General features: G+C 53.9%; 14 protein-coding genes. 12 read left to right on the top strand and 2 right to left on the bottom strand.

Annotated elements, in window-relative coordinates; all coding sequences use genetic code 11:
* Nucleotides 1–3 precede the first annotated feature (3 nt).
* The 3 genes from BAA01_06025 to BAA01_06035 all read left to right on the top strand — a co-directional run bounded on the left by BAA01_06025 (nt 4) and on the right by BAA01_06035 (nt 3,029).
* Nucleotides 4–1,152, top strand: a complete 1,149-nt coding sequence (locus BAA01_06025; protein ID OUM84689.1) for an acyl-CoA dehydrogenase — start codon at nt 4–6, stop codon at nt 1,150–1,152.
* A 52-nt stretch (nt 1,153–1,204) separates the two neighbouring features.
* The gene (locus tag BAA01_06030) at nt 1,205–1,933 is read left to right on the top strand and encodes a hypothetical protein (GenBank protein ID OUM84690.1); all 729 of its coding nucleotides are present in this window, start codon (nt 1,205–1,207) and stop codon (nt 1,931–1,933) included.
* 292 nt (nt 1,934–2,225) lie between these two features.
* A complete protein-coding gene (locus BAA01_06035) occupies nt 2,226–3,029 on the top strand; it encodes a 3-hydroxybutyryl-CoA dehydratase (GenBank protein ID OUM84691.1) in 804 nt (267 codons plus the stop codon).
* A gap of 132 nt (nt 3,030–3,161) precedes the next feature.
* On the opposite strand, the gene BAA01_06040 is transcribed toward BAA01_06035, so the two are convergent.
* Nucleotides 3,162–3,998: a hypothetical protein gene (locus BAA01_06040; protein ID OUM84727.1), complete on the bottom strand. Its 837-nt coding sequence runs from the start codon at nt 3,996–3,998 to the stop codon at nt 3,162–3,164.
* A gap of 321 nt (nt 3,999–4,319) precedes the next feature.
* On the opposite strand from BAA01_06040, the gene BAA01_06045 reads away from it, so the two are divergent.
* The 7 genes from BAA01_06045 to BAA01_06075 all read left to right on the top strand — a co-directional run bounded on the left by BAA01_06045 (nt 4,320) and on the right by BAA01_06075 (nt 12,731).
* Complete coding sequence (locus BAA01_06045; GenBank protein ID OUM84692.1) at nt 4,320–6,071, top strand: hypothetical protein; 1,752 nt, start codon at nt 4,320–4,322, stop codon at nt 6,069–6,071.
* A 141-nt stretch (nt 6,072–6,212) separates the two neighbouring features.
* Nucleotides 6,213–7,547 carry an MATE family efflux transporter gene (locus BAA01_06050; GenBank protein ID OUM84728.1) on the top strand — a complete coding sequence of 445 codons (1,335 nt, stop codon included), beginning with the start codon at nt 6,213–6,215 and terminating at the stop codon, nt 7,545–7,547.
* Between the two features lie 169 nt (nt 7,548–7,716).
* Complete coding sequence (locus BAA01_06055) at nt 7,717–8,760, top strand: spore photoproduct lyase (protein ID OUM84729.1); 1,044 nt, start codon at nt 7,717–7,719, stop codon at nt 8,758–8,760.
* Nucleotides 8,761–8,897: 137 nt separating this feature from the next.
* Nucleotides 8,898–9,575, top strand: a complete 678-nt coding sequence (locus BAA01_06060) for a hypothetical protein (protein OUM84693.1) — start codon at nt 8,898–8,900, stop codon at nt 9,573–9,575.
* Between the two features lie 87 nt (nt 9,576–9,662).
* The gene (locus BAA01_06065) at nt 9,663–10,277 is read left to right on the top strand and encodes a transcriptional regulator (protein ID OUM84694.1); all 615 of its coding nucleotides are present in this window, start codon (nt 9,663–9,665) and stop codon (nt 10,275–10,277) included.
* A 75-nt stretch (nt 10,278–10,352) separates the two neighbouring features.
* Nucleotides 10,353–11,123: an enoyl-CoA hydratase gene (locus tag BAA01_06070; GenBank protein OUM84695.1), complete on the top strand. Its 771-nt coding sequence runs from the start codon at nt 10,353–10,355 to the stop codon at nt 11,121–11,123.
* Between the two features lie 54 nt (nt 11,124–11,177).
* Nucleotides 11,178–12,731, top strand: a complete 1,554-nt coding sequence (locus BAA01_06075; protein ID OUM84696.1) for an AMP-dependent synthetase — start codon at nt 11,178–11,180, stop codon at nt 12,729–12,731.
* 193 nt (nt 12,732–12,924) lie between these two features.
* On the opposite strand, the gene BAA01_06080 is transcribed toward BAA01_06075, so the two are convergent.
* A complete protein-coding gene (locus BAA01_06080) occupies nt 12,925–13,155 on the bottom strand; it encodes a hypothetical protein (GenBank protein OUM84697.1) in 231 nt (76 codons plus the stop codon).
* Nucleotides 13,156–13,358: 203 nt separating this feature from the next.
* Here BAA01_06080 and BAA01_06085 point away from each other — a divergent pair, with 203 nt between their 5' ends.
* Complete coding sequence (locus BAA01_06085) at nt 13,359–14,357, top strand: hypothetical protein (GenBank protein ID OUM84698.1); 999 nt, start codon at nt 13,359–13,361, stop codon at nt 14,355–14,357.
* Between the two features lie 126 nt (nt 14,358–14,483).
* Nucleotides 14,484–16,202, top strand: a complete 1,719-nt coding sequence (locus BAA01_06090) for a long-chain fatty acid--CoA ligase (GenBank protein ID OUM84699.1) — start codon at nt 14,484–14,486, stop codon at nt 16,200–16,202.
* The last annotated feature ends 37 nt before the right edge of the window (nt 16,203–16,239 follow it).

Consider the following 16,239-nt stretch of genomic DNA (forward strand, 5'->3'; position numbering starts at 1 on the left):
GACATGAGTTTTCAGCTATCCGAGGAACATCTGGAGATCCAGAAGAACATCCACCGCCTGGCGCAGGAGAAGATCAAGCCGCGTGCGGCGGAGATTGACGAGCGGGGCGAGTATCCGTACGACATCTTTCAGCTTCTTGCGGCCCAGGGGTACCTTGGCGTCACGTTCCCGCCCGAGTACGGCGGCGCCGGTCTCGATTTGCTGAGCTATTGCATCGTCGTGGAGGAAGTGGCCCGCGTCTGCGCTTCCTCTTCGCAGATTGTCACGGTGCAGGAATTGGGCATGCTGCCGCTTTACCTCGGCGGTTCGGAGGAGCAAAAACGGCGGTATCTGCCTGATCTCATCCAGGGAAAAAGGATCGGGGCGTTTGGGCTCACGGAACCGACGGCAGGTTCGGATGTGCGCAGCATGAAGACGCGGGCGGAGAAAGACGGGGGATACTACGTACTCAACGGCCAGAAAGTGTTTATCAGCAATGGCGGTGTGGCCGATCTGTACACGGTTTTTGCCAAGACGGAACAGGGCATTACCGCCTTTCTGGTCGAGAAGGGAACGCCTGGTTTTACGGTCGGCAAATTGGAGAAGAAGATGGGGATCAAGGGATCGCCGACGGCGCAACTGTTCTTTGAAAACTGCCGGATCCCGGCGGAAAACCGTATCGGCGAGGAAGGAGACGGCTGGCTGATCGCGATGAAGACGCTGGAGCGGACACGGCCCGGGATCGGCGCGCAAGCCTTGGGGATCGCCCAGGGGGCGTTGGATGTCTGCTTGGAATACGTGCAAGAACGGGAGCAATTTGGGCGCCCGATTGGTACGTTCCAGGGGATTCAGTTCATGCTCGCCGACATGGCGATCCGTATCGAAGCGGCGCGCGGCCTTGTTTACCGTGCGGCGACGGCGCTGAACGAAGCAGATTTTCGCGGCAAAAATCCGGAACAGGCCCGGCTTGCCTCGATGGCCAAGGTGTTTGCTTCCGACACGGCCATGCAGGTGACGACGGACGCGGTGCAAATCCTGGGCGGCTATGGATACATCCAGGATTACCCGGTGGAACGGATGATGCGGGATGCCAAAATCACCCAGATCTACGAAGGAACCAACCAGATCCAGCGGATCGTCATTGCCCGTTCTTTGCTTCCTGGACTGAGATGATCATTTGACGAAGAGAGATGGATGTGGAGTGGGCATATCCAAAGGAGAAAGGATGACGAGAAACATGTCGGGAAAACAACGAGAACCGCGCTTCTTCTTTATTCACGGCGCGGGCGGGACGGCCAGGAAATGGCGCCGTACCACGGCGAGATTGCAAGGGATTCCCTGGCAGACGGTTGACCTGCCGGGCCACGGCGAAGCAAGGGATGCGGCGGCGCCCGATCAGGTATCCATCGAATGGTACGCCGAGGCGCTGGCTTCCCGGATAGAGGAAGCGGTCATCCTGGTCGGGCATTCGATGGGCGGTCTTATCAGCCTTGAGCTGGCCGCGCGCACTCCGAACGTGGTCGGTGTGATTCTTGCGGCAAGTCACGTTCGTCTGCCCGTGCACCCGAAGATCCTGGATCAGCTGGCGCAGGGCACGTTTCCGGAATCGCTTTTTCTCGCATCATACAGCAAGACGGTCGACCCGGAGCTTCTGGCGGAGGAGCGCCAGGAACTGGCGATTAATCCGCCGGAAATGACATTGGCCGACTTCAGAAGTTGTGATCGCTACAGCCAGGGCGCGGAACGGCTGCGGCAGCTGAACATTCCCGTGCTCGCTGTCTACGGCGCAGAGGATCGCCTGCTTCCGCCCGGGGCAGAAGCGGAACTGCGTAGCATCCGGCCGGATGTGCAGACGGCGGCCATTGATGGCGCCGGTCACTACGTGATGCTGGAGCAACCGCAAGCTTTTGTGGAAGCGATGCTGCAATTTCGGGAAAGCCTTTTCAAAGCCTGAGGGAAACGGCGTTGCCGTTCCCGGAAAGCTTTTTTTCTTCGGTATGTCGCGCAATTTGGCATTGCCGTGCCCTTTGCGGTTGCCAATATTTTTGGTATCATCATCGGTAAAGTACGATGGTCGCATCGGCATGTCGGACCGGATGAAGAGTAAGACCGTGTAGCGTGTAGACCGATGCCAGTCAGGAGCAGAGTGTCAGTTATGGTATTACTTGGCGAATGCATGTCAGACGATGAATCCGCCGCTGTGAACGCGTAAAAAATGCGAACACTTAAAAAGGGGAGCGAACATCATGAAGGTGCACATCAGCCGGATGAGTCCGCAGGAGAAGATCACGCTGCAGGAGACGGCCGGACTGGCCATCATCACCTTGCATCGTCCTCATTTGCGCAATGCCCTGACTGTTCAGATGTGGGATGAACTGGCTGGGGTGGTCCAGCGGGTTCCCGACAACCCGAAAAACCGGGTGCTCCTCATCCGGGGGACCGGCGAACAGTTCACGGCCGGCTCAGATCTCAAGGAATTTCACCGGATGAGCCTGGAGGAAGCGGAAGAGGCGTTCCGCGTCATGGACAAGGCGATCTCTGCCGTGGAGCGGCTGCCCTTTCCGACAGTGGCGGTCATCAATGGTCCGGCGATGGGAGCAGGTTTGCAACTGGCTTTGGCCTGTGACCTGCGGATCGGTTCTCCGCTGACGAGGATGGGGATGCCGGTCGGAAGGCTCGGAATCACGCTGGATGCCAGCTTTACCAAGCGTCTGGTGGACCTGATCGGACCCAGCCGGACGAAGGACCTGGTCTATACCAACCGGATTTATGACGCGGAGGAGTGTTACCAGTTGGGACTCCTGAATTATTTGGTGGAGGAGGAGCAGCTGGATCGCTTTGCGGTGGAAAAAGGGTACCTGATCGCCAGCCAGTCTCCCGCCTCCCTGCAGGCAGTCAAGCGCAATGTGGCGCTCGTCAAGCCGCGGCATGAGGTGCCCTGGGGCCATCCCCGGCACACCTTTGTCGACCCGATCGATTTTCCGGTCGGTGTGGCTTCTTTTGTCGAAAAGGAAAAACCCCGCTTTCCGAGGCGCAGGATGAAAGATTAGTCCTTCCTGCGCCTTTTCCTGCTCATGCTGAGGAGAGCCGACTTGCGCAGTAGCCGCCACGGGATCGACCCGGGCGGCCATTTTTTGCACACGGCGGCAGGAGATGATGAACGAGACGGAGCTGGCCGGACACTACCGTATTTGCTTCTTTCCGACCAAAATGGTCGCGTCCACCGTGACAAATGAGATGCCGGATTGGAGGGCTTGTTGAAGATTTCCCTCCGTTGCCCCCCATGACAACGGCGTCATATTGATGAGATGAGTCAGTAGCGTTTGATCGAGTCTTTTACGATATTGAACATGCTGCTTATCGATCAGGTTGAAGTGTCGGCAAAAATGGGTCACCACATGTTGATTGGAATAGGCTTGTTTGCCGCTTTGTCCGAAGAATAATGTTCTCAATTCCTTGAGGTACTCGCTGCCCGGTGCGATCTTGATCAGGATGCCGTCATCATCCAGCATGCGGCTAAATTCCGAATAATTGGATGGAGACAAGATGTTCAGAATGACATCGAATGCCTTATCCATGAAAGGGCTTCGTGCCAAATCCGCCACGCACCAAATCAGGCCGGGATATTCCCGCGAAGCGATTCGAATCCCGGCTTTGGCAATATCCATGCCGACCCCCAATACGTCCCCATCCGACGTATGATTCAAACCTGTTGTCAATTCCGCCAAAAGGGAACCTTCCCCGCACCCGGCGTCCAGGATATGGATGCCTTCGGTGCGGATGTTACCCATTTGATAGGTGATGATTTTGTGAATCCGTTCGACGATCCCGTGGAAAAAACCGCTCCTGCAAATGGCCAGTCTTGATTCAAAAAGCTGTTGGCCATATTTGGTCGGACGCGCCGGTCGTGCCAGCAAGTGAACATATCCTGGCTTGGATAAATCAAAGCAATGCCGGTTTGCGCAGATCAAGCTGTTGGGCCGGCTGCCCTTCAACGCTGTGCCGCATAAAGGGCACATGAAGAGGTGACAGTGTTTCTGGATCAGTTGCCTGGCCAGTTCAATTTTTTTCAAATGGTTCACCTTCCCTTCCGTGCCTCGGGACAACGATGCGCTTCCGGTGAGAAACGTGATGGGGGCGCGTCTTGAGCTTTTCCACCATATTTTACTTGAACAAAAATGCGCGGCACAAATAAACCCAAACTTGGCGCTTTGCAAGCTTTAACGTTCGATTTCGTTTATTTTTTCTAAAAAACTTGGTTATTGCGAATGTTTCCTGGATAAATTGTTATATATAGTAAAATAATGTTTATCATGGTATATTTTGTTTAAATTGATAATATGGAGGGAAGGAACTTGCGATTATCCATTAAAGGCAAGCTGATTCTACTTTGCTGTATTCTTCTGATCATCCCCAGTCTCGTCATTGGCATCGTCGGATACAATTTGGCGCGGCAGGGGCTCAATGATCAGATGGCAGCCAACTTGAAGAACAGTGTGACCATGGCCATCGAACTGATCCATGCTCAGCAGGAGCTGGTCAAGTCGGGTCAACTGTCTTTGGCTGAGGCGCAGGAGGCGGTCAAACAATCTCTTTTGGGGCCGAAGCAGGCGGATGGGAAGCGGCCCATCAACACAAAAATGGATTTTGGCAAAAACGGCTATTTTTATGTGATAGACGAGAAGGGCACGTTGCTTGCGCACCCGAATGCAGAAGGGAAAAATCTTTGGGACGAACAGGATCAACAAGGCAGGCATTATATTCAGGAAGTGATCCAGCGGGCCAAGCAGGGTGGGGGATTTACTTATTATAAGTGGCCTTTGCCAGAGAACCCTGATCAGGTGAAAGAGAAAGTGGTTTATTCGTTGCTGGATCCAAACTGGGGATGGGTGGTGGCGGTCGGGGCCTATACGCATGAAATCAACGCCCAGGCCAATCAATTGTTGGCGGTTCTGGCGGTGACATTGGGTGCCGCCATTCTGAGCGGAGCGGCAGTGGCCTATTTTTTTGCCCACCATTGGTCCAAACTGATTCGCCGCATCGTATCCCAGGCGCAATCCGTGGCTCAAGGCGATCTGAGCATTCCTGCGCTTGAGATGAAATCGAACGACGAATTGGGTGAGTTGACCCAACACGTGAATCAGATGTTTAACCAATTGAAAGCGACCATCGGCCATGTCGCAGAAACCGCACACCAGGTGGCGTCCACCTCCGAACAACTGTTGGCCAGCAGTGAGGAAACCAGCCAGGCCGCGGAGCAGATTAGCGCAGCGATGAGCAATGTGGCGGAGGGCTCGGAGAAACAAGCGGCCAACATGGAGCGGGCCCACGGGGTGGTCACCGAGATGCTGGAGCATATCACCAGCGTTGCCGGCCATGTGGAAAATGTGCAGGAAGCCTCTTTGCAAAGCGTGCGGATCGCTGAAGCGGGCGGTGCGACGATCTTGAAACACCGTCAGCAGATGGAACTGATCGGCGACACCAGCAAGCTGATGAATGAGGTCATTCAATCCCTGAGCGATAAAACGGAGCGGATTGGTGAAGTGATTTCCTTAATCACCCATATCGCTGAGCAAACCAACCTTCTGGCCTTAAACGCGGCGATCGAGGCGGCACGTGCAGGAGAGCATGGCCGCGGCTTTTCCGTCGTCGCGGAGGAGGTGCGAAAGCTAGCTGAGCAGTCGAAATGGGCAGGGGGTCAGGTGGCGGATCTGATTACGGAGATTCAACACGAGGTTGACCGGACGGTGGCTGCGATGAAAGATAACCGGGAGGCAATCGAAGCGGGTATTCAGCTGTCCCATGAAGCCGGCAGGGCATTTCGCGCCATCATGGAAGAGATCAGCGGTTTGTCGGAGCGGATCCGGGATATTTCTTCGTCCATGCATACCATGAATGAAGGATCTGAGCAACTGATGGCTGTGATGGAACAGGTCAGAAAATATGCGCAAGAGGCAGCAGGTTATTCGCAGCAGGTGGCTGCTTCTTCAGAGGAGCAGTCGGCGGCCATGGAAGAGGTGTCCGCCATAGCCGGCACGCTGAATGACAAGGCCAATGAGTTGCAGCAAGTCGTGAATCAGTTTAAATTGTAGCGTGCAGCCGCTCGTTGGGCGGCTTGTTTCATGGCTTGAAGCGATCCGGCTGCGATCATCTATAATGAATATGTGCCTCATTTAATAGATGATTGAAGAAATGGCAATTTGCAGAAGCGTGATGAGAAAGTAGGCGAAAACTTGGTTCGTCATTTTCTAACCATCTTGCTGCCGATTCTCGTTACCCAGCTGTCCATGTATGCGATGAGCTTTTTCGATACGTTGATGTCCGGCCAGGCCAGCCCTGAGGATTTGGCGGGGGTTGCGATTGGTTCAAGCATCTGGGTGCCGGTTTACACGGGGCTAAGCGGTATTTTATCGGCCATCACGCCGATTGTCGCCCAGTTGCTCGGAGCCGGAAAACAAGACCAGGTGGTTTCAAAGGTGATTCAGGGGCTATATCTGGCGTTGTTGCTCGCTTTTGTCGTGCTGTTGACCGGTAAATTGACATTGTTTCCTTTGTTGTCGCTCATGGATTTGGAGCCTGAAGTGCGGAGGATTGCGTTCCATTATTTGGTGGCCCTCTCTTTCGGCATGGTGCCGGTTTTTGTTTATGCTGTCATCCGTTCGTTTATTGACGCGCTGGGATACACCCGGGTCACCATGATCATCACGCTGGTTTCCGTTCCTCTAAATGTTTTTTTGAACGATGTGTTGATTTTCGGGAAATACGGTTTTCCCGCCCTGGGAGGCGTCGGAGCGGGGGTGGCATCGGCCATCACTTATTGGATCATCATGTTCATCAGCATGTCGGTGATTCACTTTAGCAAACCCTTTGCCGGTTATCACATTTTCCGTTCGTTTCAACGTGTTTCCTTCCGGGTATGGAAGGAGCTGCTTGGGATCGGTGTGCCGATTGGCCTCGCGATCTTTCTGGAAGTCAGTATTTTCGCCCTGGTGGCCCTTTTGATGAGCCGTTTTGATACGGCGACGATTGCCGCCCACCAGGCGGCGATGAATTTTGCCACCCTGCTGTACATGATTCCTTTGAGCATATCGATGGCCTTGACCATTGTCGTGGGCTATGAGGTGGGCGCAAGGCGTTTTGCCGCGGCCCGCCACTATACGCTGCTGGGTGTTGGCGCGGCCTTGTTCATGGCGCTGTTCAATACCCTCATTTTGTCATTGTTCAACCGACAGGTGGCAGGTCTTTATACCAACGACCCGGTGGTTCTGGAGCTGACGCGGCAGTTCTTAAGTTATGCTATATTTTTCCAATTTCTAGATGCGATTGCGACGCCCATTTATGGAACGCTGAGGGGATACAAAGATGTGAAGGCGACCTTTTACCTGACGCTCATCTCTTATTGGGCGATCAGTCTCCCGCTGGGTCATGTCTTGGCGGTGCGCACCCATTTCGGGGCATCAGGATATTGGATCGGGCTGATCACAGGCGTGGGCGTGCTCACATTCAGCATTCTCCTGCGCCTGATTTGGATTCAGCGGCGCCGATTTCTCCTCAACGACGTTGAGTAGAAGCGGGGAAGCGTGACATACTAGCGGAAAGAAATCGCAACTTCAAATGCGGTGATGCAATGGATGAATCAGAACTGTGAGGCTGCAATATGGGCCCGATGCAGCAAAAGGAGTGGCTTCCCCCATGGTCCCAATCGATCAAAAACAGAAAAATGGCATCCTCCGTCAAATGGCAGGTAAGAGAGGCATACGCCCGTTTATCCCCGAGCAGGCTTATTTTGAACCGGCTTCACTGGATTATCCATTAGGGAAAAAACTCTATCGCATGATGAAAGATTGGAATGTTCCCATCCGGATGACCACCAGTCATAACCAGGTCAGAGGGCTGGCAGGCGAGACGGATGCGGAAACCTACCGAATTGCCAAGCGAACACTGGTGGTCGGTGTCAAACGTTCGCTGAAATTCGAGCCTTCCAAGCCTTCCGCCGAATACGCGTTACCGTTGGGTACCGGCTGTATCGCTCACTGTCATTATTGTTATCTGAATACGAATCTGGGGACCAAGCCGTATGTGCGGGTATATGTCAATGTGGAGGAGATATTGGAGCAAGCGAGGAAATACATCAAAGAGCGTGAGCCGGAGATCACCCGTTTTGAGGCGGCTTGCACATCCGATCCACTGGCCGTAGAGCATCTGACAGGGAGTTTGGCGGAGGCGATCCGCTTTATGGCGGAGCAGCCGCTCGGGCGTCTGCGTTTTGTGACCAAATTTCACTTTGTGGATTCCCTGCTGTCGATTCCACACAATGGGCACACCCGGATCCGCTTTAGCCTGAACGCGGATTATGTGATTAAGTATTTCGAACCTTCCACTTCCCCGCTCGAGTTAAGAATCGCTGCGGCTGAAAAGGTGGCAGCAGCCGCTTATCCGCTCGGCTTTATCCTGGCTCCTCTTTACCGCTTTGACGGTTGGCAGGAACAGTATACCCGGCTGCTGGCACAACTTGCCCGCCACCACCTGCTGAACGGACACCCTGATCTTACCTTTGAATTGATTCAGCACCGTTTCACAAAAGTGGCCAAGACGATCATCCTGCAGCGTTATCCGAATACCCGTCTGCAGATGAAAGAAGAGGAAAGGAAATTCAAGTGGGGCAAGTACGGCAGGGGGAAATATGTCTACCGTGATGAAGAAGCCGCGGAATTACAGGAATTGCTGGAAGAAAAGATCAGACACTATTTTCCCCAGGCACAGATCGAGTATTTTACCTGATCCCCTTATTTCTTGCTTATTGCCTTCCGGTATGAGCTTTCCGTGTGTTACAATACGATGAATCCATTCATTGGGCACAGATGAACCTGGATCAATAGAGTGAACACGGTGAGCAGGAGTTGTATCGGAAGAAGGGGATGCATCAGATGTCGTGGAATCAGTTGGCGGAACAGATTCATCAATGTTGCCGCTGTGAGAGGCTGGTGGAATGGCGGACAGCTGTGGCGGGGAAGAAACGGGAGTATCCCGCGAAAAGTTATTGGTCGCGGCCGGTGAGCGGGTTTGGTGATACGGAGGCCCGTCTGTTGATCGTCGGCCTGGCGCCGGGAGCGCATGGGGCCAACCGGACAGGACGCCCCTTTACTGGCGATGCGGCTGGGGATTGGTTATATCAGGCGCTGTATCAGTATGGTTTTGCCAGTCAACCGGATGCAGTGTCCAGGGATGATGGGCTGGTGTTGACTGATGTGTTTATCACCAATGTGGTGAGGTGTGTCCCGCCAAACAATAAACCGACTGGCGAAGAGCTTCAGGCGTGTCGAGCGTATTTGCTTCAGGAGATGTCCTTGTTGAGTCAGCTTCGGGTCGTTTTGGCACTGGGAAAGGATGCCTTTGACAGTGTGAAGGCGGTATACCGGGACCAGGGAGTAAATGTCCGGGGCATGACTTTTGCCCACGGCGTTTCCTATGATTTGGGTGATGGATTACCGATTCTCATGGCCAGTTACCACCCCTCAAGGCGGAACACCAATACGGGAATGCTCACGTGGGAGATGTGGACCGCCATTTTTGACAAGATTTTCTTGAACACATGAACGGTGAAACGGAATATTGACAAAACACAAACTGTGCGTTAGTTTTATATTGAACGTTCATTCAATAGTTGTGATTGAGGAGAGTTTATGGCAAAGTCGGATACCAAAGAATGGCGGCAAGAGCAAGTCATTGAGGCCACCTCGCGTTGCATCGTGGAAAAAGGGCTGGCAGACATGTCGATGAAAGACATCGCCAGGGAAGCCAATGTCAGCACAGGAATTATCTACCATTACTTTAAAAACAAAGAGGATCTTCTTTTACAGGTCATCAAAAGGGCGTTTCAGAAGTCCCATGAACAAGTGATGGAAACCGTGGAAACGCTTTCTTCGCCTGTGGAAAAACTGGAACGCCATTTGGAAAACATCTTGGCGGTGCCGAAAGAAAACCCGGACTTTTTTGTCGTCTTGTTGAATTATCTCGGTGAAGCGAAACACCATCCTGAGTTGCAGGCCATTGTCGCCAAGTTTTTCCGAAACTTGCGTTTCTATGTGGAACAATATTTGCAAGAGGGAGTGGAGCAAGGGCTTTTTGCTCCGGAGCAGGTCCGTCACCTTCCAGCCCTTCTTTACAGTGTGGGTTTGGGGCTGGGAGTGATGTGGATGATGGATCCTGAATCGGTGGACGCGAATGGAGCGGGCAAACTTTTCCTCCAATGGATGCTGGAACATCTCGGAGTCGGAAGAACTGAGCCAGATGCGTAAGGAAACGCAAGGATCGGGCCAATTTTCCGCATAAATGAAATGAACGTTCAATATATCAGCGAAGGAAGGTGCACCATGGTTCGGGTAGAACGAAAAGGACCTGTTTGCACGATCATACTCAGTCGGCCCGAGGTGAGAAATGCGGTGGACCGGCAGACGGCAGAGCGACTGGCGGAGGCGTTCCGGGCGTTCGAGGCGGACGATGACCTGGCCGTGGCGGTGTTGTGGGGGGAAGGCGGGCACTTTTGTGCCGGCGCCGATTTGAAAGCCCTCGCAGAAGGAAAGGGAAACCATTTGTCAGAGGACATGAGCCAGGACGGACCCATGGGGCCGACCCGCATGCGGCTTTCCAAACCGGTGATTGCAGCCGTGTCAGGGTATGCGGTGGCCGGTGGCCTTGAGCTGGCCTGCTGGTGTGATTTGCGGGTGGTTGAGGAGACGGCGGTGTTTGGCGTCTTCTGCCGGCGGTTTGGCGTTCCCTTGATTGACGGGGGAACGCAACGGTTGCCCCGTCTGATCGGGATGAGCCGGGCGATGGATATGATCCTCACGGGCCGTCCGGTAGGGGCGGAAGAGGCCTTGATGATGGGGTTGGCCAATCGTGTCGTGCCTCATGGCAAGGCGAGAGAGGAGGCGGAAAAGCTGGCAGAACAAATAGCCGCTTTCCCGCAGACCTGTTTGCGCAGCGACCGGGAGGCGGCATACCGTGGATTTGAGATGGACTTTGATGCAGCGATGGCGCTGGAGTTCCGTTTGGGGATGCGTGTGATTGAAAGCGGTGAGACCAGTCGGGGCGCGCAACGGTTTTCTGCGGGCGAGGGAAGGCATGGCAAGTTTTTCGGATAATGTATTTATCGCGTTCAGAAATCATTTTACATTTTTAAAACAGGGGGGACAGGTATGCATGCACGCGAATTGATTCAAAGAGGAGCAAAGTATTATCCCAATCGAACCGCTGTGATGTTTCAGGGAAAAAGCCTGACGTTTGAAGAGGTTTACCGGAACAGCAACCGGCTGGCCAATGCCTTGTTGAAGCTGGGGTTGAAAAAGGGGGACCGGGTGGCTTCGCTGCTGGCCAATTCGCTGCAGAGTGTGGAAATTGACTTTGCCCTCTTGCAGAGTGGTTTGGTGCGCGTTCCGCTCAATACGCGTCTGTCCGAAGAGGAACATTTTCACATGATTCAAGAGACGGAGGCCCGGGCCATATTGTTTACGGAAGAATTTGCCGAAAGGGTTGCAGCCTTGCGGCCCCGGTTGCCACAGGTTTCCTTTTATTGCCAAATGAATGGAACACCTGAACATCCATGGATGTTGTCTGCTCAAGAACTGGTCGCTGCCGCAGACGATGCTGAGCCGCCTGTGGTGATAGAGGAAGCGGATTTGGCTACCATCCAATATACGTCCGGCACCACCGGAACGCTCAAAGCCGCCGTTCACACTCAGGGTACCTGGGCGGCCATCTGCAACAATATTTTGCACGCGATCTGGATTCAGGAAGGGGATGTGATGCTTCACGCCGCACCGCTGACCCATGCTTCAGGCACGTTGGTGCTTCCGCACTGGATCCGGGGGGCGGCCAATGCCATTTTGCCCGGTTTCAATCCATCGGAATACCTTGCCGCTGTGGAGCAGACCAAAGCCACCACGCTAAACCTGGTGCCTACCATGATCATCATGTTGCTGAATCATCCGGAAGTGGAGCGGTATTCTTTTGCGTCCGTGCGCAACATCATCTATGGCGCCTCCCCGATGCCGCGTGAGGCGTTGCGCCGCGGGCTGGAGTTATGGGGACCCAAGTTTACGCAATATTATGGCCAGACGGAGGCACCTCTCATCCTGACCGTCCTTCAGGCCCATGAACACTTGGGTGAGGGGCCGGAAGTTGACCAGCGGCTGTTGTCCTGCGGCCGTGCCACGCCGGATGTGATGATTCGCATCCTGGATGGAGAGGGTAAGGAAGTGAGCCCGGGAGAGATTGGCGAGATTGTCGTCAAGACAAGCCAGGGGATGATCGGTTACTGGAAGGCTCCCGAACTTACACAGGAGACGATCAGAGACGGCTGGATTCATACGCGGGACATGGGATATCTGGATGAACAGGGCTATCTGTACCTTGTGGATCGCAAATCGGACATGATCATCACAGGCGGCTTCAATGTCTATCCACGGGAAGTGGAAGAGGTGCTCTACCAGCACCCGGCAGTGATGGAAGCGGCGGTGGTGGGTGTGCCGGACGAGACCTGGGGCGAGGCGATCAAGGCATTTGTCGTGCTGCGCAGCGGGCATACCGCCACGGAAGAAGAATTGATTAGTTTTTGCAAAGAGCGGCTGGCTTCCTACAAAAAGCCAAAGTCTGTGGAATTTGTCGATTCCTTGCCTAAGAGCCCAGTAGGGAAAGTGGTTCGTCGCCTGCTCAAAGAGCCTTACTGGGCAGGAAAGGAGCGGCGCATCTAGGCTGGCCTACGCACTTCAATGTTCCTCGAAAATCTTTTTCGCGCCAAGCGATGGGATGGACGGTATGTGCGAGAGGAAAGGTTTTTCCCTGGGGTTCTATTTTTCGTGCCCTGGATTTAACAATGGGGCTGCCCGCCATCATTCGGCTGATGGGGCAGCCCCTTTCGCATGATTGATGATGATTCTATGATGATTATGATGATTCGGATAGGTTTTGGAGTATTTGTTCCAATTGGTTGTGATAATCCGACAGCTCCTGTTCCAGTCGCAGCCGCTCGTTCTTGATTTGATCCAGGTCAAGGTTCTGGTTGTTTTGAGTCGTTGGCTGTTCAGGGAGTTGTGTTGAAGCGCTACTGCATGCTGATAAAGCAAATGTGAGGAAAATGAGGGCTGAAGCTGCCGCCAGGAGAAACGGTTTGCGCACCTTGACCCACTCCTTTAAACTCATGATATCCTGTTCACCCGATTAGACGCTGCGAAGGGGAAAAAAGTTTCATCGGGAATGCCATCGGTTTGGGAAAAATTTTATGCCGACCATTGTGGATCTTCGAGTGAATTTTCCGTAAACTGGGTGGTGTATAACACAAGAGCAGCGAAAATGTTGTTTTTGGATTGGAGGATTAAACCGTGGAAATGGCCACTTACACTTTTCATCCCATTCCCCCGTATAATTTTTTTCACATGCTCCAGCGCCTCAAATACGCACGCCACGAACTTTACCGGTTTGACCCGGATGGTGCCGTCATCCGCACGTTGACGATTCGGCAGGACGAAGCGGGAACGTGTGAATCATCAGCGGGTACACGGCAGGATACGGGAAAAGGGTGGAGACGCCTTCTGACAAGGACCACTTGGAATCATAAAGTGTGGGAACCGGAATTGCGCGTGGATGTCATCCTGGAAGAAGGAGACGAATCGCTGACATCTTCCGAGGAAAAATTGGTTGTCAGGCAATTGGCCCATATCTGGATGGTCGATGTGGATTTGACGCCGTATTATGAACAAATGGCTTCCGACCTTCGACTGGCTCCCATTGTCAAGAAGTTTGAAGGCTACCGGCCTCCCCTGGACGGCTCCCTGTTTGAGTCGATGATCAAAACCATCATCGGCCAGCAGTTGAACCTGGCCTTTGCGCGCAAGCTGAATGAACGTCTCATCCAGCTTGCGGCACCGCCCTTTTTCTGGAAAGGGGAGGCTTACCCGGTTTTTCCCCAGCCGGAAGAACTGGCATCGTTGGATGTGGCGCAGTTGCGGGCGCTGCAGTTTAGCCAGCGCAAGGCGGAATATGTGATTCATCTTGCCAGAAGTGTGGCCAATCACGAACTGTGCTGGCCGTCACTGGAAGAGGCGCTGAACAAACCGGACGAGGAATATTTCCTGGAATGGCAAACGATTCGCGGCGTTGGGCGGTGGACGGTGGAATGTGTGCTGATCTTCGGACTCGGACGTCCTGATTTGTTGCCTGCGGCCGACATTGGCTTGCGCAATGCCGTGCGCAAAGTGTACCAATTGCCCGAACAACCAACGGAAGAGCAGATCAGGGAGCTTGGCCAGTCCTGGAAGCCGTGGTCCAGTTACGTGACGCTGTATCTCTGGGAAAGTCTGGTGCAGGGGCAATTTTCGTAACCGATTTGTAAAAGAGTCTTTCTATTCTAGATTGTAAGCGGTAAAATAAAAGGAACTGCATGTCGGGGAGAGAACAGAAGAAACATAAAGAGAAAAAGTCGGTTTATTCTGATGAGGAGGGGGAACATGGCCGAAAAGCCGTGGTTGAAACATTATTCGGAAAACGTCCGCGCCACGTTGGAATACCCGGAAAAGACACTGGGAGATCTTTTTATCGAAACAACGGAAAAATACCCGGAGCGGGAGGCGATCCACTTCCTTGGCAAGCGCCTCACCTATCGTCAGCTGCGGGATGAAGTATTCAAATTTGCCAATGTGTTGTCCAAATTGGGGGTGAAAAAAGGGGAGCGGGTCTCGTTGATGTTGGCCAATACCCCCCAGAGCGTGATCGCGTATTATGCGGTGTTGCTGCTTGGAGGCATTGTGGTCCAAACTAACCCGATGTATACCGAACGAGAGCTGAAGCACCAGCTGGAAGACGCGGGAGTGGAAACCATCCTGGCCCTGGATCTGGTGTACCCGCGCCTGTCCAAGGTGGCTTCGCAGACCCCCCTGAAGCACATCATTTACACCAGCATCAAGGATTACCTGCCGTTTCCGAAAAATTTGCTCTATCCGTTCAAGCAGAAAAAAGACGGAATGTGGCATGACATCCCATACGGAAACGGCGTTTATGCATACGAGCAATTGATGAAGGCGGCTCCCGCCACGCGGCCGGAACCGGTAGCGCTCGACCCGAAAGAAGATTTGGCGCTGCTTCAGTATACCGGCGGGACGACGGGATTGCCCAAGGGTGTGATGCTGACCCATTACAACCTGGTAGTCAATACATTCCAGTGCATGGAATGGCAGGAAAAACACGATGAAGAGCAGCAGCGGGTGCTGGCTGTGCTGCCGTTTTTCCACGTTTACGGGATGACGGTGGTGATGAACCTCAGCATTGCCACGGGCGCGCTGATGATCCTGCTGCCGCGCTTTGATGTCAAAGAGGTCCTGGAAACCATCCAGAAGGAGAAGCCCACCCAGTTTCCCGGCGCGCCGACGATGTACATCGGACTGCTCAATCATCCGGATGTCAACAAATATGATTTGTCGTCGGTGAACATCTGCCTCAGCGGCTCTGCGCCGCTTGCCCCTGAGGTCCAAAAGCAATTTGAGACCCTAAGCAACGGCGGTCTCTTGGTGGAAGGGTACGGGCTGACAGAGGCTTCACCGGTCACCCACTCCAATCCGATCAATGGCCTCCGCAAGGTGGGAAGCATCGGCATCCCTTGGCCGGATACGGATGCCCGCATCGTGGATGAGGAGGGAAATGATGTCCCCGTGGGCGAAGTGGGCGAGCTGATCATTCGCGGACCTCAGGTCATGAAGGGGTACTGGAACCGCCCCGATGAAACGGCAAAGACGCTGCGGGATGGCTGGCTTTACACGGGGGATATGGCCAGGATGGATGAGGACGGGTACTTCTACATTGTCGACCGGAAAAAGGATATGATCATCGCGGGTGGATTCAACATTTACCCGCGGGAAGTGGAGGATGTTCTCTTTGAGCATCCGGCGGTCAAGGAGGCGGCCGTGGTGGGGGTACCCGACCCGTACCGGGGAGAGACCGTCAAGGCTTTCATCGTTCTCAAGGAAGGAAAGACGGTGACGGAAGAAGAGCTGGATCAGCATTGCCGGGCAAATCTGGCGGCCTATAAGGTGCCGAGGATCTACGAATTCCGCGATGAACTGCCCAAAACAATGGTCGGCAAGGTGTTGCGCCGGCAACTGCAGGAAGAGGAACGGGCCAAATATCAGCAGCAGCGTCCGCAACCGGCAGAGCAAAACGCGCAAGAAGGGTAGAGCGTGAGCACTTGATAAAGCGCGGACGCTAGGCATT

Origin of the sequence: Bacillus thermozeamaize (genome assembly GCA_002159075.1) — a bacterium.
Classification (GTDB): Bacteria; Bacillota; Bacilli; order ZCTH02-B2; family ZCTH02-B2; genus Bacillus_BB; species Bacillus_BB thermozeamaize.